Here is a 20,506-nt window from a genome sequence, read left to right on the forward strand (position 1 = left end):
GCGAGGCAGAACGCCGGGCGCGTACCCCTCATGAGGAACGTAATCGACTAGCGGATGCCATGCGTCAACCATAGGTTGACGATTGAGACTACGTCAACCTGGCGTTGACGCATCTGCCTGCCGGGTCAGTAGCCGCTGGTGAGCCGTACGCCGGGGCCGGTCGTACGCGGGATGCCGACGTCATCGACCAGGTTGCCGGTCGAGACGATGGACATCCTGTCGCCCTTGCCCCTCCTGAACAGCAGGCCGGTCTCCTGTCGGGTGCCGTGGCCGAGGATGGTGTTGCCCGTCACGGTGGCGTGGCCGGCGCCGTAGTTCACGGCGTCGAGGGCGAGATAGACGAAGCGGGTGTCCGCCTGCTGGCCGGTGGGTGCCTGGTGCGTCTTCTTGGACTGGGTCAGCGTGTCGGCGCCGAACTTGTGGATCCGGTTGTTGGAGATCGTGGTGCCGGCCTCGCCCTGAAGGTCGCAGCGGATGCCGTAATAGGTCTGCTTCCCGGTGGCCTTCGTACCGAAGTCCTCGATGTAGTTGTTCCGGATGGAGGTGCCGAAGCAGCGGTGGGCGTCGATCGCGTTCTTCGGCGTCGCGTACACGTGCAGGTCGCTGAACGTCCATCCGGCCGCGTTGTCCGTCTCGATGGCGCTCGCACCGCTGAAGCCGATCCAGGAGCGCTGGAACGTCCAGTCGCTCACGGCGTTGCCGGGATCGACCACCTTGAGCCCGGAGCCGCCCGACCGCTCGATGTAGACGTCGCTGATCACGCTGTTGACCATGGTGTTGCGTAGCGTGGTGCCGTTCTTGGACGGGTTGCTGATGCGGATGCCGTCGGCGGGCGCGCCGAGGATGTCCACGTCATAGACGCGGGTGTCCCACGAACGCAGCATCAGGCCCACGGTGCCGGTGTTGTGGTCGCGGTTGCCGTCGAGGGTCAGCCGCTCGATGCGTACGGGGTCGGAGCTGTACGGCTGGTTGGTGACCCAGGACTCGGAGGCCAGCATGGCGGGCAGGTTCGCGCCGTCGGCCTGCTTGATCACCGTCCCGGCCTTGGCATCGCCCCGGTACGTCCGGCGGCCGCGCAGGGTGATGGTCTTGTTGATCAGGCACGGGCCTTTGACGACGACCTCACCACCCTCTTTGGAAGCGTCGATGGCGGCCTGGATGATCCTGGCGTCGCCGACCGTGTTGGCGCAGGTGGCGTCCACCCGGGTGGCCGTGGCCGGGGGCACCGGCATGATCACCGCCGCGCTGCCGGACGCGGCCAGTGTCAGTGCTATGGCGCCCCCGATCTGGCGTGGGCATGGTTGAGGCACGTGCTATCCCCTTCCGGATAGGCCGGAACCGGCCTGGGGACCGCGGCGTACGAACGTCCTGCGGTCACCGGTGCCGAGCCTCTTGGAAGGATGCCGATCTGCCGGGAGGGACTCCCCGTCCCTGCCCGAAACTTGGTGTCAACCCGAAGCGTTCGATGCCGCATTCGCGGCAAGCGGCGGATGGAAGGGGATAAGCACGGGTCAGCGTGGTGCGAGGTGGATGGTCGCCGACTTGTCGGTGATCGACGACACCTTCACGGACAGGTTGTTGACCGACCCGTGGCCACCCGCGCCGAGCGTCGTGGCCGAGGAGACACCGGGTCCCGTCCCCTGCACCTTCACCGCGCTGGAACCGACTCGGGCGATCGACAGCCGGGTGAAGCCGAACCGGCTGGAGATGCGGAATTTCACCGCCTTGGTGATGGTGATCTTGCACTTCCCATCGAAGCACGCCTTGACGTTCGGCGTCTTCGCAGCCGAGGCCGAGGCCGGAACCGCGGCGACGGGCACGGCGGCAACGGCGGCGAAGGCCATTGCCAGGCAAGTTGTAGCCATCCGATGCATGTTGTCCCTCTCTTGTTCTCTCCGTACGACCAGACCCTGCGATGGAGTCTAGGAGCGCCGCTCGGGAGGGCTCCCGAACGGCACCTCAAGAGAGAGGGACTAGACGCGGAAGACGCGTAGTTGGAGCGCGAGCGTCGTGTAGTAGCCGACCAGCGTGGTCAGCTCGAACACCACGCTCTCCCCCAGCTCCGCGTACTCCGCATCGTCCAGGTCGGCCCGCGTCACCAGCGCCCTGGTGACGCGGAGCACCGCGTCCTCGCCCGGATCGGCCAGCTCCAGCGGAGCCCCGGTATGCAGGGCCGCCAGCTCGTCGTCGGTCAGCCCGAGCCCGCGCCCGATCTCCTCGTGTACCCGCTGCTCGAAGGCGCTGTCCCAGTGACCGGCCACGACCAGGATCGCGATCTCCCTGGCCCGGGCGCTCAGCCCGGAGCGGTAACGGATCGCCGCCCCGAGCTCCTGCAGCGCGTCGCCCACCGGCGGGCTGAGCAGCATGGCGTTGAACGGGCCCACCAGCCCGCCCTCGTCGTCGAGCATCGAGGTGCCGCGCGGGCCCGCGGTGATCTTCTCGTAGAGGGCCCTGGCGTCGGCGTCGAGGTGGGCCGGTGGCATGGATGGCAGGCGCTTCATTCCAGCGATGTTAGCCAGACGGTCGTGTCGGACGGCAGGGCGCCGTCCTCCAGGGGGCCGCTGGCCAGCAGTATCCGGCCCGCCGGCAGCCGTACGGGAGCGGCGCCGAGGTTGGACACGCAGGTCAGGCCGGACTCCCGGGTGAAGGCCAGCACGTCGGGACCCATCGTCAGCCAGGTGAGCGTGCCGTCGCCGAGCAGGTCGTGGCGATGGGCCAGCCCGGTGCGGTAGAGGTTGAGCATCGAGCCGAGGTCGGCCGCCTGGGCCTCGGCCGTGACCTTGCGCCAGCTCTCGGGCTGTGGCAGCCAGGTAGGGGTCCCGCCGAAGCCGAACGGCGGCTCGTCGCCCGCCCACGGCAGCGGCACGCGGCAGCCGTCCCTGCCCCGGTTGGTGCCCCCCGAGCGGTGGTACATGGGGTCCTGCCGCTGGTCGTCGGGCAGGTCCTCGACCTCCGGCAGGCCGAGCTCCTCGCCCTGGTAGACGTAGACGCTGCCGGGGAGCGCCATGGCCAGCAGAGCCGCCGCCCTGGCCCGGCGGTGGCCGAGCTCCGGGTCGGAGGGCACGCCGTGCAGGCGCCCGCCGTGCGCGAACGTCGTGTCCGACCGGCCGTACCTGGTCACCGGGCGGGTGACGTCGTGGTTGGACAGGACCCAGGTCGGTGGGGCGCCGACCGGCGCGTGCGTGGTCAGCGTGAGGTCGATGACCCGGCGCAGCTCGGCGGGCTCCCAGGGGCAGGACAGGAAGTCGAAGTTGAAGGCGGTGTGCAGTTCGTCGGGGCGCAGGTAGCGGGTGAAACGTTCCTGGTCGGGCAGCCACACCTCGCCGATCAGCACCCGCTCGCCGTACTCGTCGGCGATCTCGCGCCAGCGCCGGTAGACCGCGTGCACCTCGTCGAGGTCCTCGTAGGAGGTCTCCGACTTGAACAGCAGAGCCGCCGAGTCGATCCGGAACCCGTCGACGCCCCGCTCGAACCAGAAACGCAGCACGTCCTCGAACTCGCGATGGACCTCGGGGTTGTCCCAGTTGAAGTCCGGCTGTTCGGGGGCGAACAGGTGCAGGTACCACTGCCCGTCGGCGACCTGTGTCCAGGCGGGCCCGCCGAAGATCGACTGCCAGTCGTTCGGCTCGTCGCGGAACCAGAACCGGTCCCTGGCCCCGCGGTCGGTCAGCGCCTCCTGGAACCAGGTGTTCTCCGTGGAGCTGTGGTTCGGCACCACGTCGATGATGACCTTGATGTCGAGCTCGTGCGCCTCCTCGATGAACTTCTCCGCCTCGGCCAGCGTGCCGAACACCGGCTCGATGCCCCGGTAGTCGGCCACGTCGTAGCCGCCGTCGGCCATCGGCGACGGGTACCACGGGTTCAGCCAGATGGCGTCGATGCCGAGATCCTTCAGGTACGGCAGGCGCGAGCGCAGCCCGGCGAGATCGCCGATCCCGTCACCGTTGCCGTCGGCGAAGCTGCGCAGGTAGACCTGATAGATCGCGGCCCCCCGCCACCACGTTTGCGACATGCGCTATCCCTTAATGCTCCCGGCGGTGAGGCCCGCCATGATGTGCCGTTGGAAGATGAAGAAAACGATGATCATCGGGATGCTGGAGATGACCAGACCACCCATGATCTGGTTCTGGGACACCGCACCGGCGGTCTGCGACAGGCCCACGCTGACCGTCATGTTCTCGCTGTCGGTCATGACCAGCAGCGGGAGCAGGAAGTCCTTGAAGGCCGTGACGATGGTGAAGATGGAGACGACGCCGAGGATCGGCCTGGAGATCGGCAGGATCACCGACCACAGCACCCGCAGCGGTCCGGCGCCGTCGATCTGGGCCGCCTCGACCAGTTCCCGCGGGATGGAGTCGAAGAAGCGCTTGAGCAGGAAGATGTTGAAGCCGTTCGCCGCCGCGGGGAACCACAGCCCCCAGGCGTTGTTCAGCAGGTGCAGGTCGACGATCGTGACGTACAGCGGGATGATCACCACCATCGGCGGGATCATCAGCGTGGCCAGCATCGCGCCCAGCACCACGTTCCCGAACATCGGCCGGAGCTTCGACAGCGCGTACGCCGCCGCGACGTCCACGCCCATGGAGAACACCCAGGCGCCCAGCGCGTAGAACGCGGTGTTCTTCAGCAGCACGCCGATGTCGAACAGGTCCCACGCCTCGATGAAGGCGTCGAACGTGGGGTGGGCGGGGAACAGGGTCGGCGGCATCTGGGCGATCTCCTCGCCCGTCTTCATGGCGCCGGTGATCATCCAGTAGAGCGGGAAGACGAAGACCAGGGTGGAGCCGGTGACGACCGCGATCAGCACGGTCCAGTAGATGCGCCGTCCCCACCTGCTGTTGAGCTGGTGCGGCGAGACAATGGTGCGAAACTGCACCTCGATCCGCTTAGGTGCCCTCTTCTCCCGCGTGCTCATTTGCCTCACTCCGTGAGGCGGGCTCGGTCGCCCAATGCCGCCGCCTTCCCCCGTCGCTCTGGTCGCTTCGCTCCCGCCGCTCCTCCTCCAGGCGACGGCACTCCCTCGCCGGGAGATCATGCTTTGTCCTCCCGGGTCAACCGGAGCTGGACGGCGGCGAAGGCGAGCAGCACGATCATGAGCATCATGCCGAGCGCGCCACCCGCGCCGTAGTCCTGGAGCGTGAACGCGAACTGGTACATCTGGAAGGCCACGGTCATCGTGGCGTCCTCCGGGCCGCCGCCGGTGAGCATGTACGGCTCGATGAACACCTGCATGGTGGCCACGACCTGCAGCATCAGCATGAGCAGCAGGATCAGCCGGGTCTGCGGGATGGTGACGTGCCTGATCCGCTTGAAAATGCCGGCCCCGTCGAGCTCGGCCGCCTCGTACAGCTCGGACGGGATGTTCTGCAGCGCGGCCAGGTAGATCAGCGTCGCGCTGCCCATGTTCATCCAGGTGGCCACGATGACCAGAGAGATCAGCGCGGTCGACGAGGAGTCGAGCCAGGCCAGCGCGGGCAGGTGGAAGAAGTCGAGCAACTGGTTGAACAGCCCGGGCCCCGGATCGAAGAACCACCTGAACAGCAGCACCGCGACGATCGGCGGCAGCATCACCGGCAGGTAGACCACGAACCGCAGGTAGGCCCGGGCGTGGCGCAACTCGTTGAGCACCAGTGCCATGACGAACGGCACGGCGTAGCCGCAGAGCAGGGCGAGTGCCGTGAACTCCACGGTGTTCAGCCACGCCTTGCCGAACGCCGGGTTCTGGACGACGGTCAGGAAGTTGTCCAGCCCCACCCAGCTGGGCGGGTTGACCAGGGTGGTCTTCTGGAAGCTGAGGACGAACTCCCTGATCATCGGGTACCACGCGAACACCGCGAAGCACGCCAGCGCCGCGCACAGGAACCCGTAGGCCGTCAGATTGCGCCTGAGAACACGCATGCAGGTCAGCCCTTGGTCGCCAGCATCGAGTTGGCCTTGGTCTCGGCGTCGGAGAGCAGGCTGTCGATGTTGGCGTCCTGGCGGCTCAGCACACCCGACATGGCCACGTCGAGGATGGCGTAGAGCTCTTGGGCGTGTACCGGCTCGGCCTTCGGCGGGACCGTGGCCGCGGCGTCCACGTACGGCTGGTAGTTCGCGACCGGCAGCGTGGCGTTCGCCGTGCGGTCCTGCTGGATCGCCTTGCCGGTGGCCGAGTCCCCGAAGACGTCGTTGTCGGGTACGCCGACGGGGTTGCCGAGCGTCTTGCCGCGGGCGAAGTCGAACCGGCCCTTGCCGGCGGTGTCGAAGCGGAAGTCGATCCAGTCCAGTGCCGCCTTGGCCTCGGCGGGCGTGGCCTTCGGGTTGACCATGAACGCCTCGCCGCCGCTCAGCGACGCCTTGGCCTCGGGGAAGCCGGTGATGCCGTAGTCGGCGACGCTGCCCTTGAACTTGTTGACGACGTCGGTGACCACGTCGGGAGCGCCGAGCATCATGCCGACCTTGCCGCTGCCCATCGCCATCATCAGCGACTCCCAGCCGACCAGGAGCTTGTTGCCCATGCTGTTGTCCACCCAGCGCATGTCATGCAGGTTCTGCAGCACGGCCTTGCCCTCGGGCGAGTTGAACGCGGCCTTCTTGCCGTCGTCGGTCACCATGCTGCCGCCGCGGCCGTAGATGGCCTGGGTGAAGTGCCAGCCGCCGGTGTTGCCGCCGGAGTACTCGCCGTAGCCGACGTACCCGGCGCCGAGTCCGGCGATCTTCTTGGCCGCCTCACGGACCTCGGCCCACGTCTTGGGCGGCGTGTTGGGGTCGAGCCCGGCCTTGGTGAACAGCGCGCGGTTGTAGACCAGGCCCACGCCGTAGTGCACGTTGGGCACGCCGTACACCTTGCCGTCCTTGGTGACCAGCTCCCTGACGTCGGAGCGCAGATCGTTCCAGTTCTTGATCTCACTGGTGTACGGGGTGATGTCCAGCGCCTGGCCCTGGCCGATAACGTCGTTGTAGTTGGTCACGGGCACCACGAAGACGGTCTCCATCTGGCCACCCGCCAGCTTGGGGCCGAACGTCTTGGGGTCGTAGCACGGCTGCTGGTCCGTGCTCTTCACCGTCACGCCGGGGTGCGCCTTCATGAACGTGGCCACGTCGTCGTCCCAAGCCTGCCGCTCCTTGGGCGCGGACTTCGCCGGCTGGCAGGCCACCGTGATCGACACCGGGGCGGCACCGCCCGACGTGGACTTGGCGGGCTCGCCCGAACCACAGGCCGTGGCGGACAGGCCGAGAACGGTGACGACTAACAGTCCTGTGGATCTCTGCATGGGCTGACCCTTCTAAATGCGAGGTGCCCACACCATAGGTTCACCGACCGAAGTCCGCAATATTACGACTGTGGATTGCAAGATAACGACTGCATTACGTCTTCCTCGCTGTGGAGGCCCGTACGACCAGTTCCGGCTCGAACAGCAGCTCGTCGGCGGGCACCACGGCCTTGTCGATCTGGGCGACCAGCAGGTCCACGGCCGCCCGGCCCATCGCGTCTATCGGCTGGCGGACCGTGGTCAGCGGCGGATCGGTGCAGTTCATCAGCGCCGAGTCGTCGTAGCCGATGATCGACACGTCGGCCGGCACGGACAGCCCCGCGCGCCGGGCCGCCCTGACCGTGCCGAGCGCGAGCAGGTCGCTGGCGCAGATGACGCCGCTCACCCCCCGCTTGACCAGCCGCGCGGCGGCCGCGTGCCCGCCTTCCAGCGAGAACATCGTGTGCTCGACCAGCTCGGGATCGCCCCCACCGGCCAGGAACGTCTCCAGCTTGCGCCGCGACGGCATGTGGTCCTTGGGACCGAGCACCATGCCGACCTGCTCGTGACCGAGCGCCCGCAGGTGGGCCAGGGCCATCTCGGCGGCCACGATGTCGTCGCACGACACCTGCGGGAAGTCGAGGTGGGCGACGGCCGCGTTGACCAGGACCGTGGGCAGCTTGCGCTCGTGCAGCAGCGCGTAATGGGCGTGCGACGCGTCGGCCTGCGCGTAGTGGCCCCCGGCGAAGACCACGCCGCTGACCTGCTGCCCGAGCAGCAGATCGACGTAGTCGGCCTCGGAGACGCCGCCGACCGTCCTGGTGCAGAGCACCGAGGTGAAGCCCTGCTGGGCGAGCGCGCCGCCGACCACCTCGGCGAACGCGGGGAAGATCGGGTTCTGCAGCTCGGGCAGCACCAGGCCGACCAGCCGGGCCCGGTCGCCGCGCAGCTGGGTGGGGCGCTCGTAGCCGAGGACGTCGAGCGCGGTGAGCACGGCCTCACGGGTCGCCTCCGACACCCCGGGCTTGCCGTTGAGCACGCGGCTCACGGTCGCCTCGCTCACCCCGACCTTCTTGGCCACCTCTGCGAGTCGTCGTGTCATGCGCAAACTATAAGGCCGATCACGCAAATATTTGCAACCGCTTACGGGGATCCGACGTCGCCCTCTTGCGGGCGGTTCTGGCGGATATCCAGCGCACTTCACGCTCCTGACCAGCCAAGGAGACGGTCGCGAGCCGTCACTTGTCAGTCAATTGTTTGCGAAATCTCGTCGAAATATTGCTGCTATCTGCTCGACATCTTATGGTTCGGCCAACGTCTTCCTCGAAGGGCCATCCCCCATGAGAGCTGTCCTAGCCGCCCTTGCGTTAGTCATCGGATTCCTGGCCACCCCCGCGTGGGCGGCCGACACCAACCTCTCCGCCGGCAAGACCGCCACTGCGAGCAGCTACACCGACGTCTACTCGGCGCCCAACGTCACCGACGGCAACCAGGCGACCTACTGGGAGTCGGCCAACAACGCCTTCCCGCAGTGGGTGCAGGTGGACCTCGGCTCGACGGCCACCGTGAACCAGCTCACGCTCAAGCTGCCCAGCGGCTGGCCCAGCCGTACACAGACGCTCACCGTGCTGGGCAGCGCGAACGGGACGAGCTTCAGCACGATCAAGGACGCCGCCACCTACACCTTCAACCCCACGGCGACGATCGCCGTCAGCGCGTCCGGCACGCGCTATGTCCGGCTCCAGATCACCGCGAACAGCGGCTGGCCGGCCGGGCAGCTCTCCGAGTTCGAGGTGTACGGCCAGGCGGACCCCGGCAATCCAGGTGACGGGACGAACCTGGCGACCGGCAAGCCGATCACCGAGTCGTCGCACACCCACACCTACGTGGCGGCCAACGCCAACGACGGCAACGTCCAGACGTACTGGGAGGGCGCCGCCTACCCCAACACGCTGACCGTGCAGCTCGGCGCGAACGCCGACCTCACCTCCATCGTGCTCAAGCTCAACCCGGACCCCGCCTGGGCCACGCGTACGCAGACCATCCAGGTGCTCGGCCGCGAGCAGAGCGCCACCGGCCTGTCCAACCTGGTGGCGCAGGCCGTCTACACCTTCAACCCGGCCACCGGCAACTCGGTGACGATCCCGGTGACGGCCAAGGTCGCGGACGTGCAGCTCAAGATCACCGCCAACTCGGGGGCGCCCGGCGGGCAGGTCGCCGAGTTCCAGGTCTTCGGCACCCCGTCGGCCAACCCCGACCTCACGGTCAGCGGGCTGACCGCGTCGCCGGCGGCTCCGGTCGAGACCGACGCCATCACGCTGTCGGCCACCGTGAAGAACTCCGGCACCGCGCCCTCCGGCGCGACCTCCGTCACCTTCTACCTGGGCACCGTCAAGGCAGGCAGCGCAAACGTGGGCGCGCTGGCCGCCGGGGCCTCGGCCACCGTGTCGAGCACCATCGGCACGCGTGACGCGGCCACCTACCAGGTGAGCGCCAAAGTCGACGAGGACAACAACGTCGTCGAGCTGAACGAGGGCAACAACACGGCCACCGCGTCGCTGACCGTGAAGCCCGTCGACACCGCCGACCTGATCGCCGCGCCGGTGGCCTGGACACCGGGCAATCCCGCCCAGGGCGACACCGTGACCTTCTCGGTGGGGATCAAGAACCAGGGCACCATCGCCTCCAGCGGCGGCTCCCACGGCATCACGCTGACCATCGCCGACGAGTCCGGCACGGTCGTCAAGACGCTGACCGGCGGAGTGAGCGGCGCGATCGCCCCCGGCGCCACCGCCGGACCGGCCGGGCTCGGCACCTGGACCGCCGCCAACGGCAAGTACACGGTCAAGGTGGTGCTGGCGGACGACGCCAACGAGCTGCCGGTCAAGCGGGCCAACAACACCAGCACGCAGCAGTTGTTCGTCGGGCGCGGCGCGCACATGCCGTACGACACCTATGAGGCGGAGGACGCGGCCATCGGCGGCGGCGCCACCCGGATCGGCCCGAACCGGACCGTCGGCGACCTCGCCGGCGAGGCGTCCGGGCGCCGGGCGGTGACGCTGGGCACGAACGGCTCGTACGTCGAGTTCACCACCAGGGCGTCCACGAACACGCTGGTCACCAGGTTCTCCATTCCGGACGCGGCGGGCGGCGGCGGGAACAGCTCGACGCTGAACGTCTACGTCGACGGCACCTTCCTCAAGGCGATCGACCTGACCTCGCGCTACGCCTGGCTGTACGGCGCCGAGGCGAGCCCCGGCAACTCCCCCGGCTCCGGGACGCCGCGGCACATCTACGACGAGGCCAACCTGCTGCTCGGCACCACGGTCCAGGCGGGCCACAAGATCAAGCTGCAGAAGGACGCGGCCAACGGCTCGACGTACACGATCGACTTCGTGGACCTGGAGCAGGTGACGCAGATCGCCAACCCGGACCCGGCGCACTATGCCGTACCTGCCGGTTTCACCCATCAGGACGTGCAGAACGCGCTCGACAAGGCGCGCCAGGACAGCACGCTCGTCGGCGTCTACCTGCCCGCGGGCGACTACCAGACCGCCAGTAAGTTCCAGGTATACGGCAAGGCGATCAAGGTCGTCGGGGCCGGGCCGTGGTTCACCCGGTTCATCTCACCGTCGGGCCAGGAGAACACCGACACCGGCTTCCGCGCGGACGCCACGGCCAACGGGTCGACGTTCGCGAACTTCGCCTCCTTCGGCAACTACACCTCGCGCAACGACGGGCCCGGCAAGGTGTTCGACCTGGCCGGCGTGGCGAACATGGTGATCGACAACATCTGGGTGGAGCACCAGATGTGCCTGCTCTGGGGCTCCAACACCGACAACATGACGATCAAGAACTCACGCATCCGCGACACCTTCGCGGACGGCATCAACATGACCAACGGCAGCACCGGCAACCTGGTCACGAACATCGAGGCCCGCTCGACCGGCGACGACAGCTTCGCGCTGTTCTCCGCCATCGACAACAACAACGGCGAGCAGCGCGACAACGTCTTCGAGAACCTGACGTCGCTGCTCACCTGGCGGGCCGCGGGCGTCGCGGTCTACGGCGGGTACGCCAACACCTTCCGCAACATCTACGTCGCCGACACGCTGGTCTACTCGGGCGTCACGATCAGCTCGCTGGACTTCGGCATCCCGATGCTCGGTTTCGGGGCCAGCCCGCCCACGAGCTTCGAGAACATCTCGCTGGTCAGGACCGGCGGCCACTTCTGGGGCCAGCAGACCTTCCCGGCGATGTGGTTGTTCTCCGCTTCCAAGGTGTTCCAGGGGATCAGGGTCAGCAACCTGGACATCGTCGATCCGACCTACCACGGCATCATGTTCCAGACGAACTACGTGGGCCAGCAGCCGCAGAACCCGATCACGGACACGATCTTCACGAACGTGTCGATCAGCGGCGCCCAGAAGAGCGGTGACGCCTTCGACGCCAAGTCCGGCTTCGGTCTCTGGGCCAACGAGCTGCCCGAGCCGGGTCAGGGCCCGGCCGTCGGCTCCGTCACGTTCAACAACCTGAGGTTCAGCAACAACTCCCAGAACATCAAGAACACGACGTCGACCTTTACCATCACGGTAAATCCCTAAATATCGGCTCTGGTGGGCAGGCCCTGCCAGTCGCTCGCGCTGGTCACCGCGGCGGCGCTCAACAGCGTCCCGCGGTGCAGGCGCTCCGGCGGGGTCAGCCCGTCCAGGGCGGCGCTGATGTAACCGGCCACGAACGCGTCGCCCGAGCCGGCGGTGTCGACGATCGGCACCTGCAGGGCGGCCGCGTCGTACCGCATGCGGTCCGCCCGGACGCTCGCGCCCTTGGCGCCGCGGTTCACCACGACCTCGCGCTCGGGCGTGAGCGCGGGCTTGACCAGATCGAGCTCGTCCTGGCCGAGGAAGAGCAGGTGGGAGGCGCAGGCCAGCTCGCCCAGCACCTCCTCGGCCTCGCGCACCGACGGCCAGAGCTCGGGTACGTACTCGACGGCGAAGGAGATGACCACCTCGGCGGTCTTGGCCGCGCTCACGGCCGAGCGGACCGCCTCCAGGGTGTCCCGGCCGAGGCCCGCCGTCAGGCCGGTGACGTGCAGCATCTTCGAGGCGCCGATCCTGTCGATGGGCACGTTGCCCGGCGTCAATGCCGTCCCGGCCGATCCGCTGCGATAGTGCGTGAGGCGCTGCTCGCGGCCCACCCGTGATTCCCTGAGCAGCAGCCCGGTGTGCGCGCCCTCGATGACCCGGACGTCGGCCGAGTCGACGCCCTCGCCCTTCAGCACGGTGAGGATCCTGGCGCCCAGCTCGTCGTTGCCTAGCTTGCCCAGGTAGGCAGCCCGATGTCCGAGCCGGGACAGGGCGATGGCGAGGTTGAACTCCGGGCCGGTGACGTCCAACCGGGCTTCGGTCTCATGACGTACCCGGCCACTGGACACGACCCCCAGCGCCTCGCCGAGCGTGTAGACGTCGGTCATGCGGCCGACTGTAGTCGGTCACGACATCACAAATCGGATTTTTGAGTAACGTTCCTGGTCACGGCCGTGATCAAATATTTTCTGTAACTTTAACGAACATTGTCCCCATCTTGTGCATCAAAGTAGTAGAGGAGGTTGGCGATCCCGAGCCGGCCTCAGCAAACGGGGAATGAGAGGAATCAGCACCCTCATGAAGAACATCGCTGTAGGAATCGTCTCAGCCCTTGTGGGCGGGACACTCCTGATCTCAGGCGCCGGTGCCGCGTCGGCTACGACGAAGGCTCCGACCGTCGACATCAGGGACATCTCACCGAACCCGGTCGTGGTCAAGGCCGGTAGCGAGACGGAGGCCTTCTTCAAGGTCGACGCCAGCTCGGACGTCGAGAAGGTCCAGCTCAGTGTGGCGCCGGTCGACCCGCGCTACCGCACCCTGCGGGCCAAGGACGTCAAGCAGGTCGAGAGCTGGCGCTTCTCCGTGCCGTTCACCGAGACCGACCAGGACGGCAAGTGGAAGGCCACGGCCCAGGCCTACGACAAGGACGGCAAGGTCGTCGACACCGACACCGCGTTCTTCGCCGTAGAGATCCAGAAGGGCAAGGCGCAGACGCGCATCTCGCGCTTCAGCGCCGACCCGTCGAAGGTCCGCAAGGGCAAGAGCATCTACTTCTCCGGTCGTCTCCAGGTCAACGACGACGACCGCTGGAAGAGCGTCCGCAACGAGCGGGTCAGCATCTTCTACAAGGCCAACGGCTCCAGCGGCTGGAAGTGGGTCGCCTCCGACCGTACCGGCTGGAACGGTAAGTTCGACGCCAAGACCCGTGCGTACAAGAGCGGCCTGTTCAAGGCCGTCTACGCGGGTGACGACGAGCTCGAGGGCGCGACCAGCGCCACGGACTACGTGCGTGTCGTCTCGCGCTGGCACCACTAGTCACATCTAAGTAGAGGCCCGGTCCCCGCAATGGGGGCCGGGCTTCTGCTTTGCCCTGAGCCGGGCGGCCCTTCGCCTTGTCTTGACCGTCCTTCGCCGCGCCGTCCGTGAGAGTCACGACCCGGCGGGTAGCTTCGAGGTATGGCTGAGAACCTGTTGAAAGAGTTCGATCCGTTCGACGTCTTCGACGCCGAAGCGGCCCGGCTCGACCGTTTCTTCGCCGGACTCGACGACGCCGGATGGGCGCGGCCGTCACGCTGCGAGGGGTGGTCGGTCCGCGACGTCCTGGGCCATCTGGCGGGCGAGGAGCTTTACAACCACGCCTGTCTCGACGGCAACGTGCAGGACATCCTGGCCCGCCTCGCCAGAGAAGGGGTCAACGGCTTCCACGACTTCAACGAGTGGTGCGTACGCCAGCGCCGGAACATCCCCGTCGAACAGGTGCTCCAGGAATGGCGGACCGAGAACGCCGACACCCGGCGCCGCATGCGGGAGCTCGGGCGGGACGCGTTGCTCGACACGATGGCCGGCCCGTACCCGGTGGGGATGCAGGCCTTCCACTACGACTCCGAGTACGCCACGCACGCCGACGACGTCGGTGCCCCGGTGCCGAAGGAGGAGGCCGACGCCCGGACGCTCTGGCGGGTGGCGGTGGGCCGGTTCGCCCTGTCGGAGCAGGAGGCCGAGGTCCGGATTGAGCAGACGGCCGAGCAGATCCGGGTGAACACGGCCGGGTTGACCGCGACGCTCTCCTTCCCGGAGTTCGTGGAGGCGACGGTGGGGCGTCTGACGCCCGACGACGAGCTCGACCCGCGGGTCGCCTCGGCTCTGAGGTGCCTGGCCTGAGCTCAGGCGGTGATGACCGCCAGCAGGAGCAACAGCACGACGACCACTCCGAGCAGTGCGATCAGCCAAATGTGCGCCGTAGCCCACGACTGCATCCGCGCACGGTAAAAACCCGTGTCGGATCCTGTCTCGATCTTGTTGATTGCGGCTACACGCCGCGCCAGGTCGGGGTCCTCCAGCTCAAGTGCCTGCTCGATTTCCCCGAGGATGCGGCGTTCCCTTCCAGATAGACTCATTGTGACCACCATCACTCCGCGCCGGTGAAAGCCATGTACCCGGAAGTAACCGGCACATACCGCTTCCACCGGGCGGAAGTGGCGATCAGACCTTGCCGTAGCGCTGCTTGAAGCGCTCCACGCGACCGGCGGTGTCAAGGACCCGCCCGCGTCCGGTGTAGAAGGGGTGACTCGCCGAGGAGACGTCGACGTCGACGACCGGGTAGGTGTGGCCGTCCTCCCACTCGATGGCCCTGTCACTCGTCAGGGTCGAGCGGGTGAGGAAGGCGAACCCGGCGCTCGGGTCGCGGAAGACGACGGGCCGGTACGAGGGGTGCAGGTTCTTTCTCATGCCCCCTGTAACTGTACGACAATGGTTTTCATTCCCTGGATTCGGGGTCGAGTCCGAGTGCCGCCCGGCCGCCGTCCACGGGGACCGTCGCGCCCGTGACGAAGGCGGCGCCGTCCGAGAGGAGATAGACCACGGCGGCGGCCACCTCGTCCGCTCCGGCGACCCTGCCGAGAGGGTGCAACCTGGCCATCTCCGCCTCGATTCCCGCCGCCACCTCGGCCGGCTGGGCGGCCAGGAACTCGGCGTACCGCTCCGTGGCCACCGAGCCGGGGGCGACGGCGTTGACCCGGATGCCGCGCCTGCCGTACTCGACGGCCAACGCCCTGGTCAGGCCCTCGATGGCGGCCTTCGCGGTGGAGTACGGCAGGCTGCCGGGCACCGCCCTGCGCGCCTGGTGGGAGGTGATGTTGACGATGGCGCCGGCCGTACCGGCCTTGAGGAAACGCCGCACGGCGGTGGCGCAGCCGACGACGGCGAGGTCCAGGTTGGCGGCGATCAGGGCGCGGATCTCGGCGGTCGTGGCGGTGTGCACGGACGCGTCCCTGAAGACGGCCGCGTTGTTCACCCAGCCGGACAGCCTGCCCTCGGCCTGCGCGAGGTCGGCGGCGTGCTCGGTGACACTCTCGTCGGCCGCGTCGCCGACGACCGGGAGAATCCGGGGGCCCGCCCAGTCCAGCGCCGCGGCGTCGCGTTCGACGGCGACCACGGTGCCCCCGTCCTTGAGGAGCCGCTCCACCACGGCCCGCCCGATGCCCCGGCCTCCACCGGTGACGACATAGGTGGGAGTCATGTCACAGTGTCCACAGGGGGATGAAGGGGAACGAAACCACTCGTGATCGCCTCGTCTGCTCGTCTCATCGGTGCACTGGCGATCACGCAGACCGCCGGATACGGAATCCTTTACTACGCTTTCTCCGTCTTCATCACCCCGATGGCCCGCGATATGCACGCGGGGGTCGCCGAACTCACCGGCGCGATAACGCTGGCCGTACTCGTCTCGGCGGTCGTGGCGCCGCCCATCGGCCGCTGGCTCGACCGGCGTGGCGGGCGCGGTCTGATGACGGCGGGCTCGGCGCTCGGCGCGGCGGCCGTGCTCGCCTGGTCGCAGGTGCACAACCTGATCCAGCTCTACCTGGTGTGCGCGGTGCTCGGCGTCGCCTCCGCGATGGTGCTGTACGAGGCCGCGTTCGCGGTCATCGTCGCCCGGTTCGACGCGGCGCGGCGGGCGCGGGCCCTGCTCGCCGTGACCGTCGTCGCCGGGTTCGCGTCCAGCATCTTCCTGCCCCTGACGGGCTTCCTCGTCGATCGGTACGGGTGGCGGCAGGCGCTGGTCATCCTGGCCGCCGGATACGCCGTGACGGCCGTACCCCTGCACTTCCTGGCCGTGCGGAGCCGTCCCTTCTCCGTGGACACGGACCGGCGCGTCGTCGGGGCGGCGCTGCGGGAGCGGCCGTTCTGGCTGCTGGCGGCGGCGTTCCTGACGCAGACGGGCGCCGTGGCGGTCATGGGCGTGCTGCTCGTGACGTACCTGATCACGCTCGGCCACTCCCCCATCTTCGCGGCGACCGTCGCGGGCCTGCTCGGCGTGCTGTCGGTGACCGGCCGGCTGGTGACCACCGGCCTGCAGGGGCGGTGGCCGGTGGCGCTGATCACCGCGGCCGTGTTCGCGTTGCAGGGCGCGGCCGCGCTGCTGCTGCCGGTGGCCGGGCGGAGCGTGGCGGGGGCGATCTGCGCGGTGGTGCTGTTCGGGCTGGGGTTCGGAGTGAGCACCATCGCCCGTCCCGCGCTGCTCGCGGACCGGTACGGCACCGCCGCCTACGCGACGCTGAGCGGCGCCCTGGCCCTGCCGATCACCGTGGCCAAGGCCGTCGCCCCGCTGCTCGCGGCCGGTGTGGCGCAGTTCGCCGGATACCCCACGGTGATGATCGCGGTGGCGGCGGCCTGCGGGCTCGGCGCCCTGTCCCTGGTGGCCTACGATCGCCGTGGGCGAACAGAGCGAGCGACCTCCGGCGAACACGTAAGGTAGCCGCATGGATACCCCCACCGAGGCTCTCCACCGCGTGTTCGGCTACGACTCGTTCCGGGCAGGGCAGCAGGAGATCATCGATCACGTCGTCGAGGGCGGCGACGCGCTGGTGCTCATGCCGACCGGCGGCGGCAAGTCTCTGTGCTACCAGATCCCCGCGCTGGTCCGTCCGGGCGTCGGGGTGGTCGTCTCGCCACTGATCGCGCTGATGCAGGACCAGGTCGACGCGCTGACCGCGCTCGGCGTGCGCGCGGGGTTCCTCAACTCCACCCAGGACTTCGACGAACGACAACGGGTCGAGGCGGCATTCCTGGCGGGCGAGCTCGACCTGCTCTACCTCGCGCCGGAGCGGCTGCGGGTCGAGGCGACGCTGCGGCTGCTGGCCAAGGGCGAGATCTCGCTGTTCGCCATCGACGAGGCGCACTGCGTGTCGCAGTGGGGGCACGACTTCCGCCCCGACTACCTTGCGCTGTCCGAGCTGCACGAGCGCTGGCCGGAGGTGCCGCGCATCGCGCTGACCGCGACCGCCACCCCGGCCACCCATGCCGAGATCGCCTCCCGGCTGCGGCTGGAGAAGGCCCGGCACTTCGTGGCCAGCTTCGACCGGCCCAACATCCACTACCGCATCACCACCAAGAACGAGCCGAAGCGCCAGCTCCTCGACTTCCTGCGCGCGGAGCACCCGGGCGACGCGGGCATCGTCTACTGCCTGTCGCGCTCCTCGGTCGAGAAGATCGCGGCCTATCTCGTCGACAACGGCATCGCCGCCGTGCCCTACCACGCGGGCCTCGACAACCGCACCCGCGCCGCGCACCAGGCGCGCTTCCTGCGCGAGGACGGGCTGATCGTGGTGGCGACGATCGCGTTCGGCATGGGCATCGACAAACCCGACGTACGCTTCGTCGCCCACCTCGACCTGCCCAAGTCCGTCGAGGGCTACTACCAGGAGACCGGCCGGGCCGGCCGCGACGGGCTGCCCGCGACCGCCTGGATGGCCTACGGCCTGCACGACGTGGTCCAGCACCGGCGCCTGGCCATGGAGGGCGACGACGCTCACCGCCGCCGCCAGGTGCTCCACCTCGACGCGATGCTCGCGCTGTGCGAGACGGTCGAGTGCCGCCGGGTGATGCTGCTCGACTACTTCGGGCAGGAGCACTCCAAGCCGTGCGGCAACTGCGACACCTGCCAGGCGCCGCCCGAGTCGTGGGACGGCACGGTCCCCGCCCAGAAGGTCCTGTCCACGGTGCTGCGACTGCGCCGCGAGCGGGGGCAGAAGTTCGGCGTCGGGCAGATCGCCGACATCCTGCTCGGCAAGAAGACAGCCAAGGTGCTGCAGCACGGCCACGACTCGCTGAGCGTGTTCGGGGTGGGCGCCGACCTGGGCAACACCGAGTGGCACGGGGTGGTGCGCCAGTTGCTGGCCCAGGGGCTGCTGGCCGTCGAGTCCGACTACGGCGCGCTGGTCCTCACCGACGCCAGCGCCGAAGTCCTGCGGGGGCAGCGCGAGGTACGCCTGCGCCGCGACGCCCCTCGGACCGCCCGTGCCAAGACCGCCGCCAAGGACCGTCCCGTGGTGGAGCTGCCGGCGGCGGCTGAGCCGGTGTTCGAACGGCTGCGGGCGTGGCGGGCGGCTACGGCCAAGGAGCAGGGGGTGCCTGCTTACGTGATCTTCCATGATGCGACGCTGCGGGAGATCGCGACGCTGTCGCCTTCTACGCTGGCCGAGCTTGGGACGGTCAGCGGGGTGGGCGAGAACAAACTGGCCAAGTACGGCGACCAGGTCCTGGAGACGCTCGCCTCTTGAGGCGGCTCTAGGTGGCAGGTGGCGGCCGGTTAGTGATGGCGACGGCCGCACGAAGATCGGCCGTCGCCACCACGCTGCTCGCCCTGGGCTCGGCGCTGGGCTTCACCGCCACGCCGACAGGGCCGCACATGCACTCATCGTCTGGTACGGCCCGGGGTACGGGACCGCCCTCGCACTCATGCGCCGCTATCCGTACCCGCATCTCGGGCGAATCACCCGTCGCCGGCGCCCCGATTAACAACCAGATCTGTGACTTTGAGTGCTATATGGTGCTCCATCTTCGCTGCCATACGAGGTATTGGGCGCGGCTCGAACAATGTCGTCGGTGACTATGGAGGGGTTCTGCGGGAGTCTTCCTTGAGGCCGCGCGTTTCCGAGCGGGCGTCTGGGGGCCGCGGCGGCCAGGTGGACCGCCGCGTTCTGCGGGGTGCGGGCTTCATGCGGCGGGGGCAGGCGTCTGCTCGTCGCGGGGGAAGAAGGGGAGCTCGATGTAGACGCGGTCGGCGGCGGCGAGGATCTTCGTGGCGTCGTCGACCGGCGGGTGGATCTGCTGGTTGATCCGCTTCTTGATGGCCGCGCCGTCGGCGCCCGAAGCCATCACCCTGCGGTCCCAGCCCCGGGTGAAGACTCCACCGGCGCCGCCCAGGTCCAGGCAGGTGACGTACGGGCCGGGGGTGAAGTCGCGCAGCGGCATGTCGAGCAGGTCGGCCGCCGCGTTGTACCCGGCGACCTTGCCGAGCGGGGTGGCGTGCTGGCAGGCCTGCATGACCGTGTGCTCGGCGTCGAACGCCGCCGCAGCCGTGTCCCCGGCGACGAACGCCTCGGGAAGGGCGCGCAGCCGCTGGTCCACCGGCACCCGGCCGAGGGGGTCGAGCTCGTCGGAGATCTGCCGGGTGAGCTCGCTGGCCCTGATCCCTACGGACCAGACCACCGCGTCCGCTTCGACCCTGGTGCCGTCGGAGAGGGCCGCGTATCCGTCGCCGACCTCCGTCACCGTCGTCCCGAGGCGGCGTTCGATGCCCAGCTCGTCCAGCGCCGTCTCGATCTCCCTGCGCGGGCCCGGGCCGAGCTGGTCTCCGATCACCTCCGACCGGTCCACCAGCAGCACCCGGCCCCGAGCGGCCAGAGCGGTCGCGGCCTCCAGGCCGGTGAACCCGGCGCCGACGACCACGACGGAGTAGTCGTCCCGGTCGCGCAGAAGGTCGGTGAGCCGCCGGGCCCCGTCCAGGGTGTCGATGTCGAAGAGCCGTTCAGCGCCGGGCAGGCCCTGGGGCCGGACGAGCTTGCTGCCCGCCGCCAGCACGAGGCGGTCATAGCCGACCTCCTCGCCGTCGGCCACCACCACGCGGCGGTCGGTGTCGATCGTGCTCACCCAGGCCCGCAGGTGTTCGACGCCGATCGGCTCGAGGATCCTGCTGAGCTCCACCTTGGCCAGGTCCGGCTCCGGCTCGTACAGGCGTGGCCGCAGCACCAGGTGCTCGTCCGGCGCGATGAGCGTGATGCGCAGGTCCGCCGCTCCGCGTGCCAGCGCCGCTCCCGCCGCGCTCCACACACCCGCGAAACCGCCTCCGATGATCACAACGTGTGCCATCGTGTCGTCCTCTCTCTGCCTCATCCCCGGGGATCGGAG

Annotated in this window: 19 protein-coding genes; 5 read left to right on the forward strand and 14 right to left on the reverse strand. The window is 68.6% G+C overall.

Annotated features, from left to right (window positions below):
* Window positions 1-125: 125 nt before the first annotated feature.
* The 8 genes from KLK06_RS62540 to KLK06_RS30600 all read right to left on the reverse strand — a co-directional run bounded on the left by KLK06_RS62540 (window position 126) and on the right by KLK06_RS30600 (window position 8,334).
* Window positions 126-1,310 carry a right-handed parallel beta-helix repeat-containing protein gene (locus KLK06_RS62540; RefSeq protein ID WP_214639117.1) on the reverse strand — a complete coding sequence of 395 codons (1,185 nt, stop codon included), beginning with the start codon at window positions 1,308-1,310 and terminating at the stop codon, window positions 126-128.
* A gap of 201 nt (window positions 1,311-1,511) precedes the next feature.
* Entirely contained in the window at window positions 1,512-1,865 is a 354-nt protein-coding gene (locus KLK06_RS30570; RefSeq protein ID WP_214639118.1) for a hypothetical protein, read from the reverse strand.
* A 108-nt stretch (window positions 1,866-1,973) separates the two neighbouring features.
* Window positions 1,974-2,501, reverse strand: a complete 528-nt coding sequence (locus tag KLK06_RS30575; RefSeq protein ID WP_214639119.1) for a carboxymuconolactone decarboxylase family protein — start codon at window positions 2,499-2,501, stop codon at window positions 1,974-1,976.
* The gene (locus KLK06_RS30580) at window positions 2,498-4,012 is read right to left on the reverse strand and encodes an alpha-amylase family glycosyl hydrolase (protein WP_214639120.1); all 1,515 of its coding nucleotides are present in this window, start codon (window positions 4,010-4,012) and stop codon (window positions 2,498-2,500) included. The genes KLK06_RS30575 and KLK06_RS30580 overlap by 4 nt, the downstream gene beginning before the upstream one ends.
* Before the next feature lie 3 nt (window positions 4,013-4,015).
* Entirely contained in the window at window positions 4,016-4,915 is a 900-nt protein-coding gene (locus KLK06_RS30585; protein ID WP_214639121.1) for a carbohydrate ABC transporter permease, read from the reverse strand.
* 116 nt (window positions 4,916-5,031) lie between these two features.
* Window positions 5,032-5,898 carry a carbohydrate ABC transporter permease gene (locus KLK06_RS30590; RefSeq protein ID WP_214639122.1) on the reverse strand — a complete coding sequence of 289 codons (867 nt, stop codon included), beginning with the start codon at window positions 5,896-5,898 and terminating at the stop codon, window positions 5,032-5,034.
* Between the two features lie 5 nt (window positions 5,899-5,903).
* Entirely contained in the window at window positions 5,904-7,253 is a 1,350-nt protein-coding gene (locus tag KLK06_RS30595) for an ABC transporter substrate-binding protein (RefSeq protein WP_214639123.1), read from the reverse strand.
* Window positions 7,254-7,347: 94 nt separating this feature from the next.
* Window positions 7,348-8,334 (reverse strand): LacI family DNA-binding transcriptional regulator, encoded by a 987-nt coding sequence (locus KLK06_RS30600; protein ID WP_214639124.1) that lies wholly within the window; start codon window positions 8,332-8,334, stop codon window positions 7,348-7,350.
* A 238-nt stretch (window positions 8,335-8,572) separates the two neighbouring features.
* Between KLK06_RS30600 and KLK06_RS30605 the strand changes: the two genes are divergently transcribed.
* Window positions 8,573-11,836: a discoidin domain-containing protein gene (locus KLK06_RS30605; protein ID WP_214639125.1), complete on the forward strand. Its 3,264-nt coding sequence runs from the start codon at window positions 8,573-8,575 to the stop codon at window positions 11,834-11,836.
* On the opposite strand, the gene KLK06_RS30610 is transcribed toward KLK06_RS30605, so the two are convergent.
* Complete coding sequence (locus KLK06_RS30610; RefSeq protein ID WP_214639126.1) at window positions 11,833-12,705, reverse strand: sugar kinase; 873 nt, start codon at window positions 12,703-12,705, stop codon at window positions 11,833-11,835. The two genes, KLK06_RS30605 and KLK06_RS30610, sit on opposite strands and share 4 nt — an antisense overlap.
* A 190-nt stretch (window positions 12,706-12,895) precedes the next feature.
* Between KLK06_RS30610 and KLK06_RS30615 the strand changes: the two genes are divergently transcribed.
* Together KLK06_RS30615 and KLK06_RS30620 are read left to right on the forward strand one after the other, a co-directional pair.
* Window positions 12,896-13,633, forward strand: coding sequence for a hypothetical protein (locus KLK06_RS30615; RefSeq protein ID WP_214639127.1), 738 nt, complete (start codon window positions 12,896-12,898; stop codon window positions 13,631-13,633).
* Window positions 13,634-13,774: 141 nt separating this feature from the next.
* Window positions 13,775-14,479, forward strand: a complete 705-nt coding sequence (locus KLK06_RS30620) for a maleylpyruvate isomerase family mycothiol-dependent enzyme (protein ID WP_214639128.1) — start codon at window positions 13,775-13,777, stop codon at window positions 14,477-14,479.
* A 2-nt stretch (window positions 14,480-14,481) separates the two neighbouring features.
* Here the strand turns inward: KLK06_RS30620 and KLK06_RS30625 are convergent, their stop codons facing one another.
* From KLK06_RS30625 to KLK06_RS30635, 3 genes are all read right to left on the reverse strand, one after another.
* Complete coding sequence (locus KLK06_RS30625; protein WP_214639129.1) at window positions 14,482-14,715, reverse strand: DUF3040 domain-containing protein; 234 nt, start codon at window positions 14,713-14,715, stop codon at window positions 14,482-14,484.
* An 85-nt stretch (window positions 14,716-14,800) separates the two neighbouring features.
* Window positions 14,801-15,046 (reverse strand): type B 50S ribosomal protein L31, encoded by a 246-nt coding sequence (locus KLK06_RS30630; protein ID WP_214639130.1) that lies wholly within the window; start codon window positions 15,044-15,046, stop codon window positions 14,801-14,803.
* Between the two features lie 28 nt (window positions 15,047-15,074).
* Window positions 15,075-15,836, reverse strand: a complete 762-nt coding sequence (locus KLK06_RS30635) for an SDR family NAD(P)-dependent oxidoreductase (RefSeq protein ID WP_214639131.1) — start codon at window positions 15,834-15,836, stop codon at window positions 15,075-15,077.
* A gap of 42 nt (window positions 15,837-15,878) precedes the next feature.
* Here KLK06_RS30635 and KLK06_RS30640 point away from each other — a divergent pair, with 42 nt between their 5' ends.
* Complete coding sequence (locus KLK06_RS30640; protein WP_308168517.1) at window positions 15,879-17,072, forward strand: MFS transporter; 1,194 nt, start codon at window positions 15,879-15,881, stop codon at window positions 17,070-17,072.
* Window positions 17,073-17,076: 4 nt separating this feature from the next.
* Window positions 17,077-18,876 (forward strand): DNA helicase RecQ, encoded by a 1,800-nt coding sequence (recQ, locus tag KLK06_RS30645; RefSeq protein ID WP_214639132.1) that lies wholly within the window; start codon window positions 17,077-17,079, stop codon window positions 18,874-18,876.
* 7 nt (window positions 18,877-18,883) lie between these two features.
* Here the strand turns inward: recQ and KLK06_RS61750 are convergent, their stop codons facing one another.
* Window positions 18,884-19,006 carry a hypothetical protein gene (locus KLK06_RS61750; protein WP_284735176.1) on the reverse strand — a complete coding sequence of 41 codons (123 nt, stop codon included), beginning with the start codon at window positions 19,004-19,006 and terminating at the stop codon, window positions 18,884-18,886.
* A gap of 306 nt (window positions 19,007-19,312) precedes the next feature.
* A complete protein-coding gene (locus KLK06_RS30650) occupies window positions 19,313-20,467 on the reverse strand; it encodes an NAD(P)/FAD-dependent oxidoreductase (protein WP_214639133.1) in 1,155 nt (384 codons plus the stop codon).
* Window positions 20,468-20,506 lie beyond the last annotated feature (39 nt).

The sequence above is a fragment of the Nonomuraea sp. NEAU-A123 genome, assembly GCF_018603905.1.
Taxonomy (GTDB): domain Bacteria; phylum Actinomycetota; class Actinomycetes; order Streptosporangiales; family Streptosporangiaceae; genus Nonomuraea.

What these genes read in the sequence shown, in the direction of transcription:
- KLK06_RS30570 (WP_214639118.1), bottom strand. Translation starts at nt 1,865, where the DNA reads ATGGCTACAACTTGCCTGGCAATGGCCTTCGCCGCCGTTGCCGCCGTG.
- KLK06_RS30575 (WP_214639119.1), bottom strand. Translation starts at nt 2,501, where the DNA reads ATGAAGCGCCTGCCATCCATGCCACCGGCCCACCTCGACGCCGACGCC.
- KLK06_RS30580 (WP_214639120.1), bottom strand. Translation starts at nt 4,012, where the DNA reads ATGTCGCAAACGTGGTGGCGGGGGGCCGCGATCTATCAGGTCTACCTG.
- KLK06_RS30585 (WP_214639121.1), bottom strand. Translation starts at nt 4,915, where the DNA reads ATGAGCACGCGGGAGAAGAGGGCACCTAAGCGGATCGAGGTGCAGTTT.
- KLK06_RS30590 (WP_214639122.1), bottom strand. Translation starts at nt 5,898, where the DNA reads ATGCGTGTTCTCAGGCGCAATCTGACGGCCTACGGGTTCCTGTGCGCG.
- KLK06_RS30595 (WP_214639123.1), bottom strand. Translation starts at nt 7,253, where the DNA reads ATGCAGAGATCCACAGGACTGTTAGTCGTCACCGTTCTCGGCCTGTCC.
- KLK06_RS30600 (WP_214639124.1), bottom strand. Translation starts at nt 8,334, where the DNA reads ATGACACGACGACTCGCAGAGGTGGCCAAGAAGGTCGGGGTGAGCGAG.
- KLK06_RS30605 (WP_214639125.1), top strand. Translation starts at nt 8,573, where the DNA reads ATGAGAGCTGTCCTAGCCGCCCTTGCGTTAGTCATCGGATTCCTGGCC.
- KLK06_RS30610 (WP_214639126.1), bottom strand. Translation starts at nt 12,705, where the DNA reads ATGACCGACGTCTACACGCTCGGCGAGGCGCTGGGGGTCGTGTCCAGT.
- KLK06_RS30615 (WP_214639127.1), top strand. Translation starts at nt 12,896, where the DNA reads ATGAAGAACATCGCTGTAGGAATCGTCTCAGCCCTTGTGGGCGGGACA.
- KLK06_RS30620 (WP_214639128.1), top strand. Translation starts at nt 13,775, where the DNA reads ATGGCTGAGAACCTGTTGAAAGAGTTCGATCCGTTCGACGTCTTCGAC.
- KLK06_RS30625 (WP_214639129.1), bottom strand. Translation starts at nt 14,715, where the DNA reads ATGAGTCTATCTGGAAGGGAACGCCGCATCCTCGGGGAAATCGAGCAG.
- KLK06_RS30630 (WP_214639130.1), bottom strand. Translation starts at nt 15,046, where the DNA reads ATGAGAAAGAACCTGCACCCCTCGTACCGGCCCGTCGTCTTCCGCGAC.
- KLK06_RS30635 (WP_214639131.1), bottom strand. Translation starts at nt 15,836, where the DNA reads ATGACTCCCACCTATGTCGTCACCGGTGGAGGCCGGGGCATCGGGCGG.
- recQ (WP_214639132.1), top strand. Translation starts at nt 17,077, where the DNA reads ATGGATACCCCCACCGAGGCTCTCCACCGCGTGTTCGGCTACGACTCG.
- KLK06_RS61750 (WP_284735176.1), bottom strand. Translation starts at nt 19,006, where the DNA reads ATGTGCGGCCCTGTCGGCGTGGCGGTGAAGCCCAGCGCCGAGCCCAGG.
- KLK06_RS30650 (WP_214639133.1), bottom strand. Translation starts at nt 20,467, where the DNA reads ATGGCACACGTTGTGATCATCGGAGGCGGTTTCGCGGGTGTGTGGAGC.